Below are 16,588 nucleotides of genomic sequence, written 5' to 3' on the forward strand. Positions count from 1 at the left end.
GGCGCGGCACGACCCGGCGCGGCGCGGCGCGGCGCGGCGCAGCACGACCCGGCGCGGCGCGGCGCGACCGCAGCGCAGCACGACCGCGGCGCGGCGTGCGATCCCCTCAGCTACCGAGCGCGACACCGCTGGAAGGAGGTTCGGTGGAGAGCGATATGACCAGGAGTCATATTTATGACGGAGAGGCATATCGCTCTTCATGCCAGGTCATTGTGTTGTCATGACGAAGAGTGACCTGGGCGGCCGAATCGCGAGGATGCTGCGCCTCGAGCGGGAGACCCGGGGGCTGACCCAGCAGGCGCTGGCCAGTCTCGCCGGCATCAGCCAGAGCGCGGTGGCCCGGATCGAGCGCGGCGACCGGATGCCGAGCATCCCCCTGGTCGAGCGGGTCTTGGCCGCCCTCGGGCTGCAGCTGGCGGTGTCCACCGAGCCGCTGGACGCCGAGCTGGACGCGAAGCTGGACGAACTGGCGGCTCGGCCGATCGCCGAGCGGATCGACGATCTGGGGCTGGACCGGATGCTCCGGCATCTCGGCGACCTGCCGTACGTGTTGACCGGCACCACCGCCGCCGTGCTCCAGGGGGCGGCGGTGCCGGCCGACGGAGTGGAGATCGCAGTCCGTTGGGCCGACTCGGCGCGCTTCACCGCCTGGCTGGACGCCGCGTACGGGCAGCGCTGGAACGCCCGCTGGAAGGAGTTCGGCGGGCTGCGCCTCGAACCCGAGGAGCCGGGTGAGCACCGCTGGCTGACCCGGCACGGCGAGCTCCGCGCCCAACTGTGCGACGAGTTGCCGACCACGATCGAGGTACGGCACGACGGGCGGGCCTACCAGGTGGTGCCGCTCGTCGCGGTGGAGCTGACCGACCCGCGCGCCGCCACGCTCCTGCGGCGCCACCAGCAGCGGCAGCGACAGGCCGGTGAGGACCGCGGGTCGACCGCCGCCGCGGTCCACTGAGCGTCAGCCGGCGGAACGCTCCCAGTCGATGGTGGGCAGGCCGGCGTCGGCCAGCGCCTTGTTGGTCGCGCTGAACGGCCGGCTGCCGAGGAAGCCGCGCGGGTTCATCGGGCTGGGGTGACCCGCCTCCAGCACCACGTGCCGAGGGTTGGTGACCAGGGCCGCCTTCTTGCGGGCGTACCCACCCCAGAGCAGGAACACCACCCGCTGCTCCAGCGCGTCGAGCGCCCGGATGGTGGCGTCGGTGAACTCCTCCCAGCCCCGGTTGGCGTGCGAGCCGGGCGTGGCCTGCCGGACGGTGAGCACCGAGTTGAGCAGCAGCACCCCCTGCGCCGCCCAACCGTCGAGGTTGCCGCTGCGCGGCCGGGGCACGCCCAGGTCCTCGCCCAACTCCTTGAAGACGTTGCGCAGCGACGGCGGCACCGTCACCCCCTCGCGGACGCTGAAGCTCAGCCCGTGCGCCTGCCCGGCCCGGTGGTACGGATCCTGCCCGAGGATCAGCACCCGGCACTGCTGCGGCCCGCACCGCTGGTAGGCGGAGAACAGGTCCGCCACCGGCGGGAAGACCGTCTGGGTGGCGTACTCCCGGGCGACGAACTCGGCCAGCGCGGCGGTGCGGGCCGGGTCGAGGTGCGGGGCGAGCACGGCGCGCCACTCCGGCGGGAGCAGCGCCAGCAGGTCGAGGGCGGGGGCGTCGTCGAGCATCGGCAACCTTTCGCAGTCGGCCGGGACACTGTAGGCAGCGGGTACGACACCAACCGCCGCCGGGCGGGACGGCAGCGCGGGGGCGGGACGGCAGCGCGGGGGCGGGGCGGCGGCTCAGCGCAGGGCGAGCAGCCGGTCGGCCCAGTCACCGCCGACGGGTTCCAGGGTCACCAGCCGGGTGTCGTCGTCGCGCCGGTCGATGCGTACCCGCAGGTGGGCGTCGGCCAGCTGCTCCACCAGGCCCTCGCCCCACTCGACGACCGTCACCGAGTCCTCCACCGAGGCGTCCAGGTCCAGGTCGTCGATCTCCGCGCGCGGGTCTGCCGCGTCGCCCAGCCGGTACGCGTCGGCGTGCACCAGCGCCACGCCGCGGCCCCGGGCCGGGTCCGGCCGGTGCACCCGGGCGATCACGAAGGTGGGCGAGGTGATCGCGCCGAGCACCCCCAGCCCGGCGCCGATGCCCTGGGTGAGCGCGGTCTTGCCGGCGCCCAGCGGCCCGGTGAGCAGCAGCAGGTCCCCGGCGCGCAGCACACCGGCCAGCCGGGCGCCGAACGCGTGGGTGTCCTCGACGCCGGGCAGACCCACCCGCAATCCGGCCGCGCCGCCACCGGACGGACCAACCCGCGACCCGGCCGCATCGCCACCGGACGGACCGACCCGCGTCACAGCGACTCCAGGAACTCGGCGAGCGCCGCGTTGACCTCGTCGGCGTGCTCCAGCATCACCACGTGACCACTGTCTTGGATCTTGATGTACCGGGCGTGCGGCAGCCGACGAACGATCTCCTCCGAGTGGGTAACCGGAGTGATCATGTCCTTGTCCCCGACCACCACCAGCACCGGCGTGCCGCTCAACGCGGCCAGCGCCGGGAAGCGCGAGTGCGTCGCCAGCGTCCGCAGGTACCGGGTCACGGTGTCCGCCGAGGTGCGGGAGTTCATCGTCTCCACATAGGACACCAGCGCCGGGCTGGGCTTCGGGGTGCCGAAGCCGTACTTGCGGGTGAGCAGCCAGGCCACGTTGGACGTCGACTTGCGGGCCTTGTCGATCATCGGGCCGCCGTACCGGGTGGCGTTGCTCATCATGTGCAGCACCGGCACGCCGACCCGCCCGAGCATCGCCGGGGCGACCAACTTCGTCTCGGCGAGCAGGCCGCCCGAGGTGGACATCAGCACGGTGCCGACCACCCGGTCGCCGAACATCTCCGGGTACGCCTCGGCGAACGCCATGATGGTCATGCCGCCCATCGAGTGCCCGACCAGCACCAGCGGCCCGTCCGGCGCGGCCCGGTCGATCACCCGGCGCAGCGTCCGGCCCAGCGCGGCCAGGTCGTAGTCGCCGGTCTCCAGCCGCCCGGACAGCCCGTGCCCGGGCTGGTCGTACGCGACGACGCGATAGTCACCGCGGGCGGCGAGCATCTTGCGCTGGAAGTGGAAGGTGCCCATGTCCAGGCAGAAGCCGTGCACCAGCACCACGGTCGGGTGCCCCTGCGCGGGGCGGGTCGGCTCCACCACCTCGACGTGGATGTCGGTGCCGTCCGGCATCTCCAGCCGGAACGCCTCGTCGTACCGCTGGTCGCCGAACACCTCGTCGGCGTACGGATCGGCGGGGTCGGTCTTGAGCCGACGGACCAGGACCCGCTCGCTCACCACGCCCGCGGCGAGCCCCGCTGCGGCCACGCCCACCGCGGCCCCGACCAGCCCGGCGGCCCGCCCGACGGCCGTCCGCGGTCGCGGAATCCGCAACTGGTTCATAAAGCCACCTTCGTTCGCGACTGCGGGGCTCGCAAACCCGGCTCACTCCTCGCGCTCACGGGGAACGCTCACCGTCGTAGACCCGGGGCACCCGGGTGCTCCCGAACCGGGTGACGATCTCGTAGTTGATCGTGCCGACCGCCTCGGCCCAGTCGTCGGCGGTCGGGCCGCCGTCCGCGCCGTCGCCGAACAGGGTGGCCACGTCGCCCGCGGCCACCGGGTCGTCGCCGCAGTCCAGCACGAACTGGTCCATGCAGACCCGGCCGGAGATGGTCCGCCGCTTCCCGGCCAGCTGCACCGGGCCGACGTTGGAGGCGTGCCGGGGCACCCCGTCGGCGTAGCCGAGCGGCACCACGGCCAGGTTCGCCTCCCGCTCGGTGAGGTAGGTGTGGCCGTACGAGACGCCGGTGCCCTCCGGAACCCGCTTGGTGAGCATCACCCGGGCCCGCGCGGTCATCGCCCGGCGCAGGCCGAACTGCTCGCCCGCGATCGGCGACAGGCCGTACACCGCGATCCCGGGCCGGACCAGGTCGAAGTGGGTGTCCGGCCGGGTCAGCGTGGCGGCCGAGTTGGCCAGGTGCCGGTAGCGCGGGCGCAGCCCGGCCCGCTCGACCATGGCCAGCCCCTCGTGGAAGACGGCCAACTGGCGATCCGTGGTCGGGTGGCCGGGCGAGTCCGCGTACACGAAGTGGCTCCACACCCCGACCACCTCGACCAGGCCGTCGGCCTGGGCCTTCGCGGCGGCCTCCAGCAGGGTCGGCCAGTCGGCCACGGTGGCGCCGCCGCGCGACAGCCCGGTGTCGATCTTCAGGTGCAGCCGCGCCGGGCGCTCCGCCCGGTGGGCCGCCTCGATCATCTCGTCCAGCTGGGGCAGGCTCGCGGCACCCAGGTCGACCCCGGCGGCGACGCCCTCGTGCAGCGGCAGCCCCGGCGCCAGCAGCCAGGCCAGCACGGGCGCGGTGATCCCGGCCCGGCGCAGGGTGAGCGCCTCGTCCAGGGTGCAGACCCCGAGCCAGTCCGCCCCGGCGTCGAGGGCCGCGCGGGCGGACGGGACCATGCCGTGCCCGTACCCGTCACCCTTCACCACCGCCATCAGCTCGGCGCCGGTGCCCGCCCGGAGCCGGGCCACGTTGTCACGGATCGCGTCCAGATCGACGCGCGCCTCGGCCTGCCACATGCGGCCAAGCCTACTTGGCGGTAGATCAGCCGGGGCGTGGGACGCCGACCCCCGACACCGGGCTCAGACCAGCGGCGCGACCACCGGGGGCAGGGCGGCCACCACGTCGGGCGCGGTCACCGTGCCGTGCCGGGCCGCCTCCCGCCCGGCCAGGCCGTGCAGGTACGCCGCGGTCGCCGCCGCCCGCTCCGGGGCCAGCCCGGCCGCCAGCAGCGAGCCGAGCAGCCCGGCCAGCACGTCCCCGGTGCCCCCGGTGGCCAGCGCCGGGGTGCCGGTCGGATTCACGTACGCCCGGCCGTCCGGCGTGCCGACGATCGTCCGGTCCCCCTTGAGCAGCACCGTCGCGTTCATCCAGGCGGCCAGCCGGAGCGTGGCGGCGACCCGGTCGGCGCCCGGGTCCTCCCCGCAGAGCCGGCTGAACTCGCGGTCGTGCGGAGTGACCACGATCGGGGCGTCCCGGCCGCGCAGCCGGTCGGCGAGCGCGCCGTCCACCAGCAGGGTGAGCGCGTCCGCGTCGAGCACCACCGGGACCGGCGCGGCGAGCACCGCGCGCAGCTCGGCGGCGGACTCCGCGCCGGTGCCGAGCCCCGAGCCGCAGATCCACGCCTGGACCCGGCCGGCGTCGGCGACGCCACCGGTGGCGATCACCGACGGGTGCTGCCGGACCACCTCCTCGCGGGCCCCGCCGGCGTACCGGACCAGGCCGGTCGGGCCGGCGAGCGCGCCGCCCACGGACAGCACCGCCGCGCCCGGGTAGGTCGCCGAGCCGGTCGCCACCCCGACCACCCCGCGGGTGTACTTCTCCGACGCCGCGCCGAGCCCTGGCCACCAGTCGACCACGTCCGACCACTCGGTGACCCGAAGCGCCGGGGTGCCGCGCAGCCACGGCCGTAGCCCGATGTCCACCAGCTCGACCTGCCCGGCGAGCGGTGCGGCCGGGCCGACCACCAGCGCCGGCTTCAGCGCGCCGAAGGCCACCGTCACGTCGGCCCGCACCGCGGTGGGCCGGCCGGAGGCCGCTGGCACGTGCCCGGTGTCCACCGCCACCCCGCTCGGCACGTCCACGGCCACCACGGTGGCCCGGGCGCCGTCCCGGCCACGCAGCTCGGGCAGCCGGGCGACGAGGTCGGCGGCGGCCTCCCGCAGCCCGCCGGTGCCGCCGATCCCGACGATGCCGTCGAGCACCAGGTCGACCGTCGCGGGCGGGGCGTCGACCAGCCGGCCACCGGCGGCACGCAGCTCGGCCAGGCCGTCGGCGTGCGCCCGGCCGGGGGTGACCGGCAACGCCGACACCGCCACGCCGCGGCGGGCCAGCAGGGCGCCGGCGTACAGCGCGTCACCGCCGTTGTCGCCGGTGCCGACCAGCAGCAGCACCCGCCCGCCGTACACCCCGCCCCGGTCGGCGAGCAGCAGCGCGCAGCGGCGGGCCAGCCCGGCGGCCGCGCGTCGCATCAACGTGCCGGACGGGAGCGTGGCCATCAGGCCGGCCTCGGCCGCGCGGACGTCCGCGACCCGCCACACCGGTGTCATGCCCGTACCGTCCCGTCCCTCGGTGGCCGATCGACCAACCCACCCTACCGGCGGTCGGGGCGGCAGATTAGCCGTCGGCCACGCGGTGGGCAATCCCTGTGGACAACCCGGGGGTACGACCACCGCCCGCCGTCCACAGGCCCTGCCCGACCACCCGTACGCCGCCTAGCGTCGATGCCGTCGTAGGCGCACGGGGCAGGAGGAACGGGGATGACCGAGGAGCCGGTGGAGGTCGATCCGGCGGTGCTGCGCCGGGTGGCCGGTGGGCTGTCCGCCGAGGCGTACGGGTTGGCGCACGGCCTGGCGGAGGTGCCCGGGCTGACGGTCACCGAGCCGGAGTGGCGGGCCGCCGCGGCGCTGGTCCGCTGCGAGTCGGCGGTGCACGCCTGGCTGGGCGCCCTGGCCGCCAAGGTGGCCGAGACGTCCACCGCCCTGCACACCGCCGTACGGGAGTACGAGGCGGTGGACGCCCGAGCCGCCGATCGGCTGGCCGGGCTGCCGCGATGAACGGGTACGCGCGGCTCTGGGCGGCCTCCCCGGCCGACTGGGCCGACGCCGGGGTGGCCTGGCGGGCGCTGACCGGCCCGGTCGAGGGGCGGCGGGCGGAGCTGGGCCGGCGGGCGACGGAGCTGCGTCCCGGCTGGTCGGGCGCGGCGGCCGGGGCGGCCGACCGGCGGCTGGGCACGCTGCGGGGTCAGCTGGCCGGGCTGTCGCCCGCGCTGCTGGAGTGCGACCAGGTGCTGGCCGAGTTCGCCGGCCGGCTCGCGGTGGCGAAGGCCCGGCTGGCCGAGGCGGTCGCGCTGGCCGATCGCAGCGGGGTGCTGGTCGACCGGCACGGCGTGGCCACCGCGGCGCCCGGCCCGGTGGGATGGACCGGTCCGGAGGCGGGCGTGACCCCCGACGGCCGACCGGGAGCGGCACGGCACGCCCCGACACGGCAGGCATCAACGGCACGGCAGGCGGCGGCCCGAACGGCAGCGACGACGGCGGACCGGGCAGCGGTCGAGCGGGCGGCAGCGGCGGGCCGGGCGGCGGCGGCCGAGCGGGTGGCGGCGGCGGTGGGCGACGCGCTCGCCCTGGCCGACACGGCCGACCGGGAGGCGACCGCCCGGTTGGCCGAGCTGGCCGCGGCGGCCCGCTCCGGCTGGACCGCGCCGCCGCCGCCGGGCCGACCGGGTCCCGACGCCGAGCCGGCAGAGGTCCGGGCCTGGTGGTCGGGGCTCGCACCGGCGCAGCGGCGCTGGTTGGTGGCCCACGAGCCGGCCCTGGTCGGCCGCCTCGACGGGGTGCCGGCCGCCGCCCGGGACCAGGCCAACCGGCTCACCCTGGGCGCCCACCGGGAGGCGCTGCTGACGATCCGGCGGATGCTGGCCGACCGGTTCCCGCGCGGCCCGGTCGAGCTGGCCGGCCTGCGCCGGATCGACGCGAGCCTGGCCGCGCTGGCCGCGCTCACCGGCCGGCTGGCCGAGTCGGGGTCGCCCCGGGCCTACCTGTTGCGGCTGGCCACCGCCGGCGAGGGGCGGGCGGTGGTGGCGCTCGGCAACCCGGACCGGGCCGACCGGGTGCTCACCTACGTGCCCGGGATGACCAGCGACCTGGCCGACGTGCCGGGCGAGCTGGGCCGGGCCGGTCTGGTCCGCGACCGGTGTGGCCGGCTCGCCCCGGGCGCCGAGACGGCGGCGGTGCTCTGGCTGGACTACGACGCACCGGATTTCCTGCACGAGGCCGCCTGGTCGGCCCAGGCTCGGGACGCCGGCCCGGGGCTGCACCGGTTCCAGGAGGGGCTGCGCGCCACCCACGAGGGCGCGCCGGCCCGGCAGACCGTGCTCGGCCACAGCTACGGCTCGGTGGTGGTGGGCAGCGCCGCCCGCGACCACGGCCTGGCCGCCGACGCTCTGGTCTTCGTGGGCTCCCCGGGGGTCGGGGTCGCGCACGCCGAGGCGCTCCGCCTGCCGCCGGACCGGGTCTTCGCCAGCACCGCCCCGGACGACGTGATCCGGCTGGTGGAGTCGCCCGGGCGACTGGCCGGCCGGGCGGCGCTGGCCACCTCGCCGTTGGGCGCGGCCGTCTCGCTGCTCGGCCGCTCCGACCACGAGCTGTGGTTCGGCCACGACCCGAGCGACCCGGCGTTCGGCGGCCGCACCTTTCCCAGCGGCCGGCACGGCCACACCGGCTACTGGGACGACGACAACCCGGCACTGGACGGGATGGCCCGGATCGTCCTCGGGCAGCCGCTGTGACGGCCCGGGCTCAGCGGGCCGACGAGCCGCACGGCGGGCTGGCGGGGCAGTTCCGGTCGGTCCTCGGCGAGATCGTCGCGAAGTGGGGCGACGAGCGCCGGGCGACGCCGGGGAGACGGGCGACGGCCCCACCCCGGAGTGGGGCGGGGCCGTCGGGTGCTCCGGCGGGGTCGGGCCGCGGCGGACGACCGCGGCCCGGTGCGTCACTCGACGGTGACGGACTTCGCCAGGTTGCGCGGCTGGTCGACGTCGTGCCCGCGGGCCGAGGCGATCTCGGCGGCCAGCACCTGCAGCGGCACGGTGGTCACCAGCGGCGCCAGCAGGGTCGGCGTCCGCGGCACGTAGATCAAATGGTCGGCGTAGCGGACGACGGCCTCGTCGCCCTCCTCGGCGATCACGATGGTCCGGGCGCCCCGGGCGCGGACCTCCTGGATGTTGGAGACGACCTTGTCGTGCAGCATGCCCCGGCCGACCGGCGACGGCACGATGCAGATCACCGGCGTGCCCTCGTCGATCAGCGAGATCGGGCCGTGCTTCAGCTCGCCGGCGGCGAAGCCCTCGGCGTGCATGTACGCCAGCTCCTTGAGCTTCAGCGCGCCCTCCAGGGCCACCGGGTAACCCACGTGCCGGCCGATGAACAGCACCGTCGGCGCGGCCTTCAGGTCGCGGGCCAGCTCGCGCACCGGCTCGATCCGGTCCAGCAGCTCCCGCAGCTTGCCCGGCATCTCCTGCAGCTGGGCCACCACCGCGCCGACCTCGTCGGCGAACTTGATCCCGCGCACCTGGGCCAGGTGCAGGCCGATCAGGTAGCAGGCGACCAGCTGGGTGAGGAACGCCTTGGTGGAGGCGACCGCGATCTCCGGGCCGCCGTGGGTGTAGAGCACGGCGTCGGACTCACGCGGGATGGTCGAGCCGTTGGTGTTGCAGATGGCCAGCACCCGGGCCTTCTGCTCCTTGGCGTGCCGCAGCGCCATCAGGGTGTCCATGGTCTCGCCGGACTGGCTGATCACGATCACCAGCGTGGAGCGGTCGAGCACCGGGTCGCGGTAGCGGAACTCGCTGGCCAGCTCGACCTCGCAGGGGATCCGGGTCCAGTGCTCGACGGCGTACTTGGCCACCATCCCGGCGTGGTACGAGGTGCCGCAGGCGATGATGAAGATCTTGTCGACGTCGCGCAGGTCCTGGTCGCTGAGGCGGACCTCGTCCAGGGCGATCTCACCGGTCTCGGTGAGCCGGCCGAGCAGCGTGTCGGCGATCGCCTGCGGCTGCTCCGCGATCTCCTTGAGCATGAAGTAGTCGTAGCCGCCCTTCTCCGCGGCGGAGGAGTCCCAGTCGATGTGGAAGTCCTTGCCGGCGGCGGGCTGGCCGTCGAAGTCGGTGATCTCGATGCTCTCGCCGGTGATCAGCACGATCTGGTCCTGACCGAGCTCGACCGCCTCGCGGGTGTGCTCGATGAACGCGGCCACGTCGCTGGCCAGGTAGTTCTCCCCCTCGCCCCGGCCGACCACCAGCGGCGAGTTGCGCCGGGCGCCGACCACCGCGCCGGGGATGCCGGCGTCCACGGCGAGCAGGGTGAACGCGCCCTCCAGGCGCCGGCAGACCACCCGCATCGCGGCGGCGAGCAGCTGCGGGCTGTCGGTCTCGCCGGCGGCGCGCAGCTCGGCGAGCGCGTGGGAGAGCAGGTGGGCGGCGCACTCGGTGTCGGTGTCGCTGGTGAACTGGACGCCGTCGTCCTCCAGCTCGCCGCGGAGCCGGGCGAAGTTCTCGATGATGCCGTTGTGGATCACCGCGACCCGGCCGTCGGGGGCCAGGTGGGGGTGCGCGTTGCGGTCGGTGGGGCCGCCGTGGGTGGCCCAGCGGGTGTGGCCGATGCCGGTCGTGCCGTCACCGATGCCGATCGGGCTGGCGGCGCAGTCGGTCGGGTTGGCGGCGGCCCGCTCGGAGAGCACCTTCTCCAGGTTGGCCAGCTTGCCGGCCTTCTTCTCGGTCAGCAGCTCGTCGTCGCAGACGATCGCCACGCCGGCCGAGTCGTAGCCGCGGTACTCCAGCCGCCGCAGTCCGTCGAGCACGATGCCGAGCGCCGGGCGCGCGCCGGCGTAACCCACGATTCCACACATGGGAGGCAGCCTAACCCAGTTTCGCTCATCATGCGTGCTCGGAAGCCGGGTAAACAATCACTGAATTTGAGCGTTCGGGCCGCCCGAGGAGCCATCGGGACGAACCCGCCGGCCGTTCCACCCACCGTCACCCGACCGCTCCGGTGACCGACCCGGCCGAGGACGGCTGGATGACCAGGCGTGAGATCGACCGAGGCTGCGTTCGGGCGGGTGCTGCCCGTAGGCTCGGGCAGATGACGACCGCCTCCGATGTCGACCCGCTGGTGGCCCGGATGCGGCCGTTCGGGACGACGATCTTCGCCGAGATGTCCGCGCTCGCCGCCCGCACCGGCGCGGTCAACCTCGGGCAGGGCTTTCCGGACACCGACGGCCCGCCGGAGATGCTGGCCGCCGCGGCCGAGGCGCTGCGCTCCGGGCAGAACCAGTACCCGCCAGGCCCGGGGATCCCCGCGCTGCGCCGGGCGGTCGCGGAGCACCAGCGCCGCTTCCACGGCCTGGCGTACGACCCGGACGGCGAGATCGTGGTCACCGCCGGCGCCACCGAGGCGATCGCGGCGAGCATCCTCGCGCTCTGCGAGCCGGGTGACGAGGTGGTCTGCTTCGAGCCGTACTACGACTCGTACGCGGCCTCGATCGCGCTGGCCGGCGCGGTCCGGCGGCCGGTGACCCTGCGGCCCGGCGCGGACGGTCGGTACGCCGTCGACCCTGCGGAGCTGCGGGCCGCGTTCGGCCCGCGGACCCGCCTGGTGCTGCTGAACTCCCCGCACAACCCGACCGGCAAGGTGTTCACCCCGGACGAGCTGGCCCTGGTCGCCGAGCTCTGCCGGGAGCACGGCGCGTACGCGGTCACCGACGAGGTGTACGAGCACCTGGTCTTCACCGACGCCGCCGCGCCACACGTGCCGCTGGCCACCCTCCCCGGGATGCGGGAGCGCACCCTGCGCATCTCCTCGGCCGGCAAGACCTTCTCCTGCACCGGCTGGAAGGTCGGCTGGGTCAGCGGGCCGGCGTCGCTGGTCTCCGCGGTGCTGCGGGTCAAGCAGTTCCTCACCTTCGTCAACGCGGCCCCGCTGCAACCGGCGGTCGCGGTGGCGCTCGGCCTGCCGGACGCGTACTTCACCGGGTTCCGGGACGATCTCCAGCGCCGCCGCGACCAACTGGTGGCCGGGCTGACCGACGCCGGGTTCCGGGTGCTGACGCCCGAGGGGACGTACTTCGTCACCGCCGACGTCACCGCGCTCGGCGGCCGGGACGGCGTGGAGTTCTGCCGGTCGCTGCCCGAGCGCTGCGGGGTGGTCGCGGTGCCCACCCAGGTCTTCTACGACGACCAGGAGGCCGGCCGGCGGCTGATCCGGTTCGCCTTCTGCAAGCGACCCGAGGTGCTCGCCGAGGCGGTCACCCGGCTGCGCGGGCTGGCGGCCGGCCGATGAGCGCCGACCGGGCCCGCCGGGCCGCGGCGATCCGCGGCTGCGACCGGATCCTCGCCGGGGTACGCCCCGGCACGGTGGGCGAGCAGCTCGATCGGATCCGGGCCACCGCCGACCCCGACGACCTGCCCGACGTGTATGGCGAGGGCGGCGCGGTCGAGGCGGTGGAGCGCCGGGTGACCGAGCTGCTCGGCGCCGAGGCCGCCGTCTTCTTCCCCACCGGCACCATGGCCCAGCAGGTCGCCATGCGGTACGGCGCGGAGCTGACCGGCCGTACGACGGTCGGCCTGCACCCGCTGAGCCACCCGCTGGTGCACGAGGGCGACGCGTACGCGGTGCTCGGTGGGCTGCGCGCGGTGCCGGCCACCGCCGAGCCCCGCAACCCGGACGCCACCGAGGTGGCCGCCCTGGCCGAGCCGATCGGCACCCTGCTGCTGGAGCTGCCGCTGCGCGACGCCGGGTTCGTGCTGCCGGACTGGGACGGGTTGACCGCCACCGTGGCGGCGGCCCGGGAAGGTGGCGCCCGGGTGCACGCCGACGGCGCCCGGATCTGGGAGTCCACCACCCACCTCGGCCGACCGCTGCCCGAGATCGTGGAACTGTTCGACAGCGTCTACGTCTCGTTCTACAAGTCGCTCGGCGGGATCTCCGGCGCGGCGCTCGCCGGAGACGCGGCACTGGCCCGGTACGCCCGGACGTGGCGGCACCGGTACGGCGGGCAGCTCTTCCAGCAGTGGCCGGCGGCGCTGGCCGCGCTCGCCGGGCTGGCGGACGAACTGCCCCGGCTGCCGGCGTACGTCGGACACGCCCGTACCGTCGCCGCGGCCCTGGCGGAGCTGCCCGGCGCCCGGGTGTTTCCCGCGCCGCCGCACACCCACCAGTTCCGGCTCTGGCTGCCGTACCCGGCCGAGACGCTGAACGCCGCCGCGCTCGACCTCGCCGAGCGGGAGCGGGTGTGGTTCGTCGGCGGCTGGCGGGACACCGACGTGCCGGGGTTGGCCCTGGCCGAGGTCACGGTGGCCGGCGCGGCGCTGGAGTTCGACGCGGCCGCCGTGGCCGAGGTGGGCGAGCGCTTCCTGCGCCGGGTCGCGGCAGCCTGACCCGACGGTCCCGGGTGCCCGGCAAGGGCAGGGCCGTCGTCGGGGCGCACCGCTCAGCCGGCGGCGCGCGCCGGGCCACCGGCCTCGGTCGGGTCGGCCATCGGCGACCGGTCGGCGGCGATCGTGGCCAGCAGCGTGCCCCCGTCGGCGAGTAGGACGGATTCGGCGTCGTCGACGAAGGCGAGGTCGGCTTCGACGTGCCGGGCGGCGGCGGCGAGCAGCAGGCCGACCACCGGGTCGTCGGCGCGGCGCCGCAGGCCATCGAGGTTGCGCAGCTCGCGCAGGAGGTGACCGCGCTGGTTGCTCAGCACCGTCCGCACGGTCGCCGCCTCGCCGGACCGGGCCGCGGCGGTGACCTTGAGGAAGAAGTCGTCCCGGAAGCCGCCGCTGCGCGGACTGGGCTCGGTGAGCCAGCGCTCCAGCTCGGCCCGGCCGCCGTCGGTGATCTCGTAGACCACCCGGTCGGGCTTGACGGCCTGGGCATGCCGCTCCGCGGTGACCAGACCGTCGCGGGAGAGCCGGTCGAGGATCTGGTAGAGGTGCCCGATGTTCAGCGGCCCCCACTGCGGGCCGACGGCCCGCTCGAACGCGCCCTTCAGCTGGTAGCCGTAGCCGGGGCCGCGGGCGAGCAGGGCCAGGACCGCGTGCTGGATCGCCACCGTCTCCTCCAATCCGGTCCAGGCGTTTCGGCCCGGACGGGGCTTGCATTGTCACAATGTATCGCGCACAGTGTGCTCAGCACACGGGGAGGCGCGAATGTTTCGATTCATCTGGAGACAGTTACGTGGCCGTGCGGGGCGGTCGGTGGCGCTGCTGGCCGGGGTGCTGGTGGCGACCACCGGCTTCGTCGTGCTGACCGGCGCCACCACCACCTCCCGGCTGGCCGTCACCGGCAGCGTCGAGCGGAACACCCGCGCCGCCTACGACATCCTCGTCCGTCCACAGGGGGCGCGCACTCCGCTGGAGGCGGAGCGGGGGCTGGTCCGCCCCAACTACCTCTCCGGCCGCTACGGCGGCATCACCACCGCCCAGTACGACCAGGTCAAGACCGTCGCCGGGGTGGACGTCGCGGCGCCCATCGCGATGCTCGGCCACTCCACCACCGAGGTGTCGCTGCGGCTGGACCTGACCGACGCGGTGGACCGCTCGCTGGACCGGCAGGTGATCCGGATCGACCCTACGTACGTCGCCGAGCGGGGCCTGTCCACGGCGAAGGGCAAACCCCGCTACGTGTACGTGACCCGGCACCCGCTGATCTTTCCAACTCCCGCCGAGGAGATGTCGCAGCAGGGGACGCGCTACTCCGACGGGAAGGTCTATCCGTGGCCGGACCTCTGCGGCCCCGGTCCGCGCGAGGTCCAGCCCGACGGCGGCACCCGCCTGATCTGCTATCCCCAGGGTGGCCTGATCCAGCCTGGCCAGCTGTCGGAACGCGACAACTGGAACATCGAACCGGTCCGGCTACGCCCCGACGGCCGGTTCGAGGCCGCCAACGGTGTGTTGGCGCGCCCCCGGAAGAACGCGGTCACCACGGTCGGCGACCGGCTCGTCGTGCCGGCGCCGGTGGTGGTGCCGTTCCTGCTGGCGGCCATCGACCCGGACGCGGAGGACCGCCTCGTCGGGCTCGGTCGGACGATCGTCGACGGACGACCGCTGCGCTCGACGAACGGTTCGACGAAGCCCGACACCGCACCCGACAACCTCATGCCGGTGTTGACGACGAACCGACCCTGGTTCGACGCGTCGCTGCGGGCCCGGTTTACCCGGCTGGCGGGCGCCCGCCCCGCCGGCCTGCCGGCCGAGGATCTCGAGGAGACCCTGCGGCGGGCCACCGGCACGCCGGCGGGATCGGCCGAGGCCAACGTGACCGACGCATACCGGGACAAGCTGGCCCAGGGGGTGAGCGGGGACCGCGGGTGCTGCTTCGGGGAGCTGCAACACCTCATCCAGCCCGGCGACGTCGCCTACCAGGGGCTGCCCGGCGGTGTGCTGCGGCCCACCTCCGTCCCGCCCGCCCCGGCCGAGACCTTCGTCGACAGCGCCGACGCCGGCGGCGTGCCCCGCCCCTGGCTCAGCGAGGACAGCGGCGCCCGGCCACTGCGCCGCGCGCAGCTGGCCACCGGCGGGGCGCTCACCCCGTACCGTCAGTGGCTGGCGGTGGGCGTCTTCGACCCGGAGAAGCTGACCGGCTTCAGCGATCTCGGCAAGGTGCCGCTGGAGACGTACGAGCCGCCGCGCGCCGACGGGGCCGACGACCGCAGCCGCGCCGCACTCGGAGGGCGACCGCTGGAGCCGAGTGGCAATCCCGCCGGCTATCTCTCCACCCCGCCCCTGCTGCTGACCAGCATGGCCGCCGTTCCCGCGCTCTTCGAGGGCAGCAGGTCGGCACAGGGGGCCGCTCCGATCAGCGCCATCCGGGTCCGAGTGGACGGGGTGGACGGTTACAGCGACCGCTCCGCCGAGCGGGTCCGCCTGGTCGCCGAGCAGATCAACCGGGTGACCGGCCTGGACGTGGACATCACCCTCGGCTCCTCCCCCGCCCCGCAGACCGTCGAGCTGCCGGCCGGCCTGTTCGGCCGACCCGAGCTCCGGCTGACCGAGAACTGGTCCGCGCTCGGCGTCGCCTCGACCATCACCCGGGCGGTGGATCGCAAGAGCGCCGCGCTCTTCGGGCTGGTGCTGCTGGTCTGCGTGCTGTTCCTGGGCAACGCGGTCTCCGCCGCCGTCCGGGACCGCCGGCCGGAGTTGGCGGTGCTGGCCTGCCTGGGCTGGCCGGCCCGGCGGATCGGCGCGCTGATCCTCGGGGAGGTCGCCGTGCTGGGGTTGGTGGCCGGGCTGCTCGCCGTCGGCCTGGCGTTCCCGTTGGGTGCCGCGCTGGGCATCGACGTCGACTGGCGGCGGGCGCTGCTCGCCGTACCGGTGGCCCTGTTGCTGGCGTCGGTCGCGGGGCTGGCGCCGGCGCTGCGGGCCGCGCGCGCCCACCCCGCCGCCGCGCTCCGGCCGCCGGCGGCCACCGCCCGCTGGGTACGCCGACCGCGCACCCTGGCTGGCCTTGCCCTGGTCAACCTGGTCCGCACCCCCGGGCGCACCCTGCTCGGCGCGGGCGCGCTGGCCATCGGGGTGGCCGCGCTGACCCTGGTCACCGCCGCCGGGTACGCGTTCCGCGGCGCGGTCGTCGGCAGCCTGCTGGGCGACACTGTCTCGCTGAGCGTGCGCGGCGCGGACACCATGGCGGCGGTCGCCACCGTGCTGCTCGGCGTCGCCGCCGTCGCCGACGTGCTCTACCTGAGCATCCGGGACCGGGCGTCCGAGCTGGCCACCCTGCGGGCGGTCGGCTGGTCCGACGCCGCACTGGGCCGCCTGATCGGGTACGAGGGAGTCGCCCTCGGCCTGCTCGGTGCGGTCGGCGGCGCGGCGCTCGGCCTCGGCGGCGCGGCCTGGCTGGTCGGTGAGCTGCCCCGGGCGCTGGTGCTGGTCGCCGTCACCGTGGCGCTGGGCGGGGTGCTGGCCACCTCGCTGGCCGCGCTCGTTCCGACCGCGCTGCTGCGCCGCCTGCCCACCGCACGTCTGCTTGCAGAGGAGTGAC

The 16,588-nt window shown here is 75.3% G+C and carries 13 protein-coding genes; 6 read left to right on the forward strand and 7 right to left on the reverse strand.

Annotation, left to right across the window (positions count from 1 at the left end; all coding sequences use genetic code 11):
- The first annotated feature begins 220 nt into the window (after positions 1 to 220).
- On the forward strand, positions 221 to 955 hold the full coding sequence (locus tag ACFY3U_RS19800; RefSeq protein ID WP_387203481.1) for a helix-turn-helix domain-containing protein: 735 nt from the start codon (positions 221 to 223) through the stop codon (positions 953 to 955).
- A gap of 3 nt (positions 956 to 958) precedes the next feature.
- On the opposite strand, the gene ung is transcribed toward ACFY3U_RS19800, so the two are convergent.
- From ung to ACFY3U_RS19825, 5 genes are all read right to left on the reverse strand, one after another.
- A complete protein-coding gene (gene ung, locus ACFY3U_RS19805) occupies positions 959 to 1,660 on the reverse strand; it encodes a uracil-DNA glycosylase (protein ID WP_387203484.1) in 702 nt (233 codons plus the stop codon).
- A gap of 114 nt (positions 1,661 to 1,774) precedes the next feature.
- Positions 1,775 to 2,251, reverse strand: a complete 477-nt coding sequence (gene tsaE, locus ACFY3U_RS19810) for a tRNA (adenosine(37)-N6)-threonylcarbamoyltransferase complex ATPase subunit type 1 TsaE (RefSeq protein ID WP_387203684.1) — start codon at positions 2,249 to 2,251, stop codon at positions 1,775 to 1,777.
- 71 nt (positions 2,252 to 2,322) lie between these two features.
- Positions 2,323 to 3,411 carry an alpha/beta fold hydrolase gene (locus ACFY3U_RS19815; RefSeq protein WP_387203487.1) on the reverse strand — a complete coding sequence of 363 codons (1,089 nt, stop codon included), beginning with the start codon at positions 3,409 to 3,411 and terminating at the stop codon, positions 2,323 to 2,325.
- Positions 3,412 to 3,466: 55 nt separating this feature from the next.
- Positions 3,467 to 4,588, reverse strand: coding sequence for an alanine racemase (gene alr, locus ACFY3U_RS19820; RefSeq protein WP_387203490.1), 1,122 nt, complete (start codon positions 4,586 to 4,588; stop codon positions 3,467 to 3,469).
- A 63-nt stretch (positions 4,589 to 4,651) separates the two neighbouring features.
- On the reverse strand, positions 4,652 to 6,118 hold the full coding sequence (locus ACFY3U_RS19825; RefSeq protein WP_387203492.1) for an NAD(P)H-hydrate dehydratase: 1,467 nt from the start codon (positions 6,116 to 6,118) through the stop codon (positions 4,652 to 4,654).
- Positions 6,119 to 6,328: 210 nt separating this feature from the next.
- Between ACFY3U_RS19825 and ACFY3U_RS19830 the strand changes: the two genes are divergently transcribed.
- Together ACFY3U_RS19830 and ACFY3U_RS19835 are read left to right on the forward strand one after the other, a co-directional pair.
- Positions 6,329 to 6,625 carry a hypothetical protein gene (locus tag ACFY3U_RS19830; protein ID WP_387203494.1) on the forward strand — a complete coding sequence of 99 codons (297 nt, stop codon included), beginning with the start codon at positions 6,329 to 6,331 and terminating at the stop codon, positions 6,623 to 6,625.
- A complete protein-coding gene (locus tag ACFY3U_RS19835) occupies positions 6,622 to 8,358 on the forward strand; it encodes an alpha/beta hydrolase (protein ID WP_387203496.1) in 1,737 nt (578 codons plus the stop codon). The genes ACFY3U_RS19830 and ACFY3U_RS19835 overlap by 4 nt, the downstream gene beginning before the upstream one ends.
- A 203-nt stretch (positions 8,359 to 8,561) precedes the next feature.
- Here ACFY3U_RS19835 and glmS read toward each other — a convergent pair whose 3' ends face one another.
- Entirely contained in the window at positions 8,562 to 10,475 is a 1,914-nt protein-coding gene (glmS, locus tag ACFY3U_RS19840; RefSeq protein WP_387203498.1) for a glutamine--fructose-6-phosphate transaminase (isomerizing), read from the reverse strand.
- A gap of 233 nt (positions 10,476 to 10,708) precedes the next feature.
- On the opposite strand from glmS, the gene ACFY3U_RS19845 reads away from it, so the two are divergent.
- Together ACFY3U_RS19845 and ACFY3U_RS19850 are read left to right on the forward strand one after the other, a co-directional pair.
- Positions 10,709 to 11,905 carry a pyridoxal phosphate-dependent aminotransferase gene (locus ACFY3U_RS19845; RefSeq protein ID WP_387203501.1) on the forward strand — a complete coding sequence of 399 codons (1,197 nt, stop codon included), beginning with the start codon at positions 10,709 to 10,711 and terminating at the stop codon, positions 11,903 to 11,905.
- On the forward strand, positions 11,902 to 13,002 hold the full coding sequence (locus ACFY3U_RS19850; protein ID WP_387203503.1) for a threonine aldolase family protein: 1,101 nt from the start codon (positions 11,902 to 11,904) through the stop codon (positions 13,000 to 13,002). The genes ACFY3U_RS19845 and ACFY3U_RS19850 overlap by 4 nt, the downstream gene beginning before the upstream one ends.
- Positions 13,003 to 13,055: 53 nt before the next feature.
- Here ACFY3U_RS19850 and ACFY3U_RS19855 read toward each other — a convergent pair whose 3' ends face one another.
- The gene (locus ACFY3U_RS19855; RefSeq protein WP_387203506.1) at positions 13,056 to 13,661 is read right to left on the reverse strand and encodes a helix-turn-helix transcriptional regulator; all 606 of its coding nucleotides are present in this window, start codon (positions 13,659 to 13,661) and stop codon (positions 13,056 to 13,058) included.
- Between the two features lie 97 nt (positions 13,662 to 13,758).
- Between ACFY3U_RS19855 and ACFY3U_RS19860 the strand changes: the two genes are divergently transcribed.
- Positions 13,759 to 16,587, forward strand: coding sequence for an FtsX-like permease family protein (locus ACFY3U_RS19860; RefSeq protein ID WP_387203509.1), 2,829 nt, complete (start codon positions 13,759 to 13,761; stop codon positions 16,585 to 16,587).
- Position 16,588 lies beyond the last annotated feature (1 nt).

Origin of the sequence: Micromonospora sp. NPDC000089, from assembly GCF_042899365.1 — a bacterium.
Taxonomy (GTDB): Bacteria; Actinomycetota; Actinomycetes; order Mycobacteriales; family Micromonosporaceae; genus Micromonospora.

Coding starts and splice junctions, on each gene's coding strand:
- ACFY3U_RS19800 (WP_387203481.1), top strand. CDS start 221: ATGACGAAGAGTGACCTGGGCGGCCGAATCGCGAGGATGCTGCGCCTC.
- ung (WP_387203484.1), bottom strand. CDS start 1,660: ATGCTCGACGACGCCCCCGCCCTCGACCTGCTGGCGCTGCTCCCGCCG.
- ACFY3U_RS19815 (WP_387203487.1), bottom strand. CDS start 3,411: ATGAACCAGTTGCGGATTCCGCGACCGCGGACGGCCGTCGGGCGGGCC.
- alr (WP_387203490.1), bottom strand. CDS start 4,588: ATGTGGCAGGCCGAGGCGCGCGTCGATCTGGACGCGATCCGTGACAAC.
- ACFY3U_RS19825 (WP_387203492.1), bottom strand. CDS start 6,118: ATGACACCGGTGTGGCGGGTCGCGGACGTCCGCGCGGCCGAGGCCGGC.
- ACFY3U_RS19830 (WP_387203494.1), top strand. CDS start 6,329: ATGACCGAGGAGCCGGTGGAGGTCGATCCGGCGGTGCTGCGCCGGGTG.
- ACFY3U_RS19835 (WP_387203496.1), top strand. CDS start 6,622: ATGAACGGGTACGCGCGGCTCTGGGCGGCCTCCCCGGCCGACTGGGCC.
- glmS (WP_387203498.1), bottom strand. CDS start 10,475: ATGTGTGGAATCGTGGGTTACGCCGGCGCGCGCCCGGCGCTCGGCATC.
- ACFY3U_RS19845 (WP_387203501.1), top strand. CDS start 10,709: ATGACGACCGCCTCCGATGTCGACCCGCTGGTGGCCCGGATGCGGCCG.
- ACFY3U_RS19850 (WP_387203503.1), top strand. CDS start 11,902: ATGAGCGCCGACCGGGCCCGCCGGGCCGCGGCGATCCGCGGCTGCGAC.
- ACFY3U_RS19860 (WP_387203509.1), top strand. CDS start 13,759: ATGTTTCGATTCATCTGGAGACAGTTACGTGGCCGTGCGGGGCGGTCG.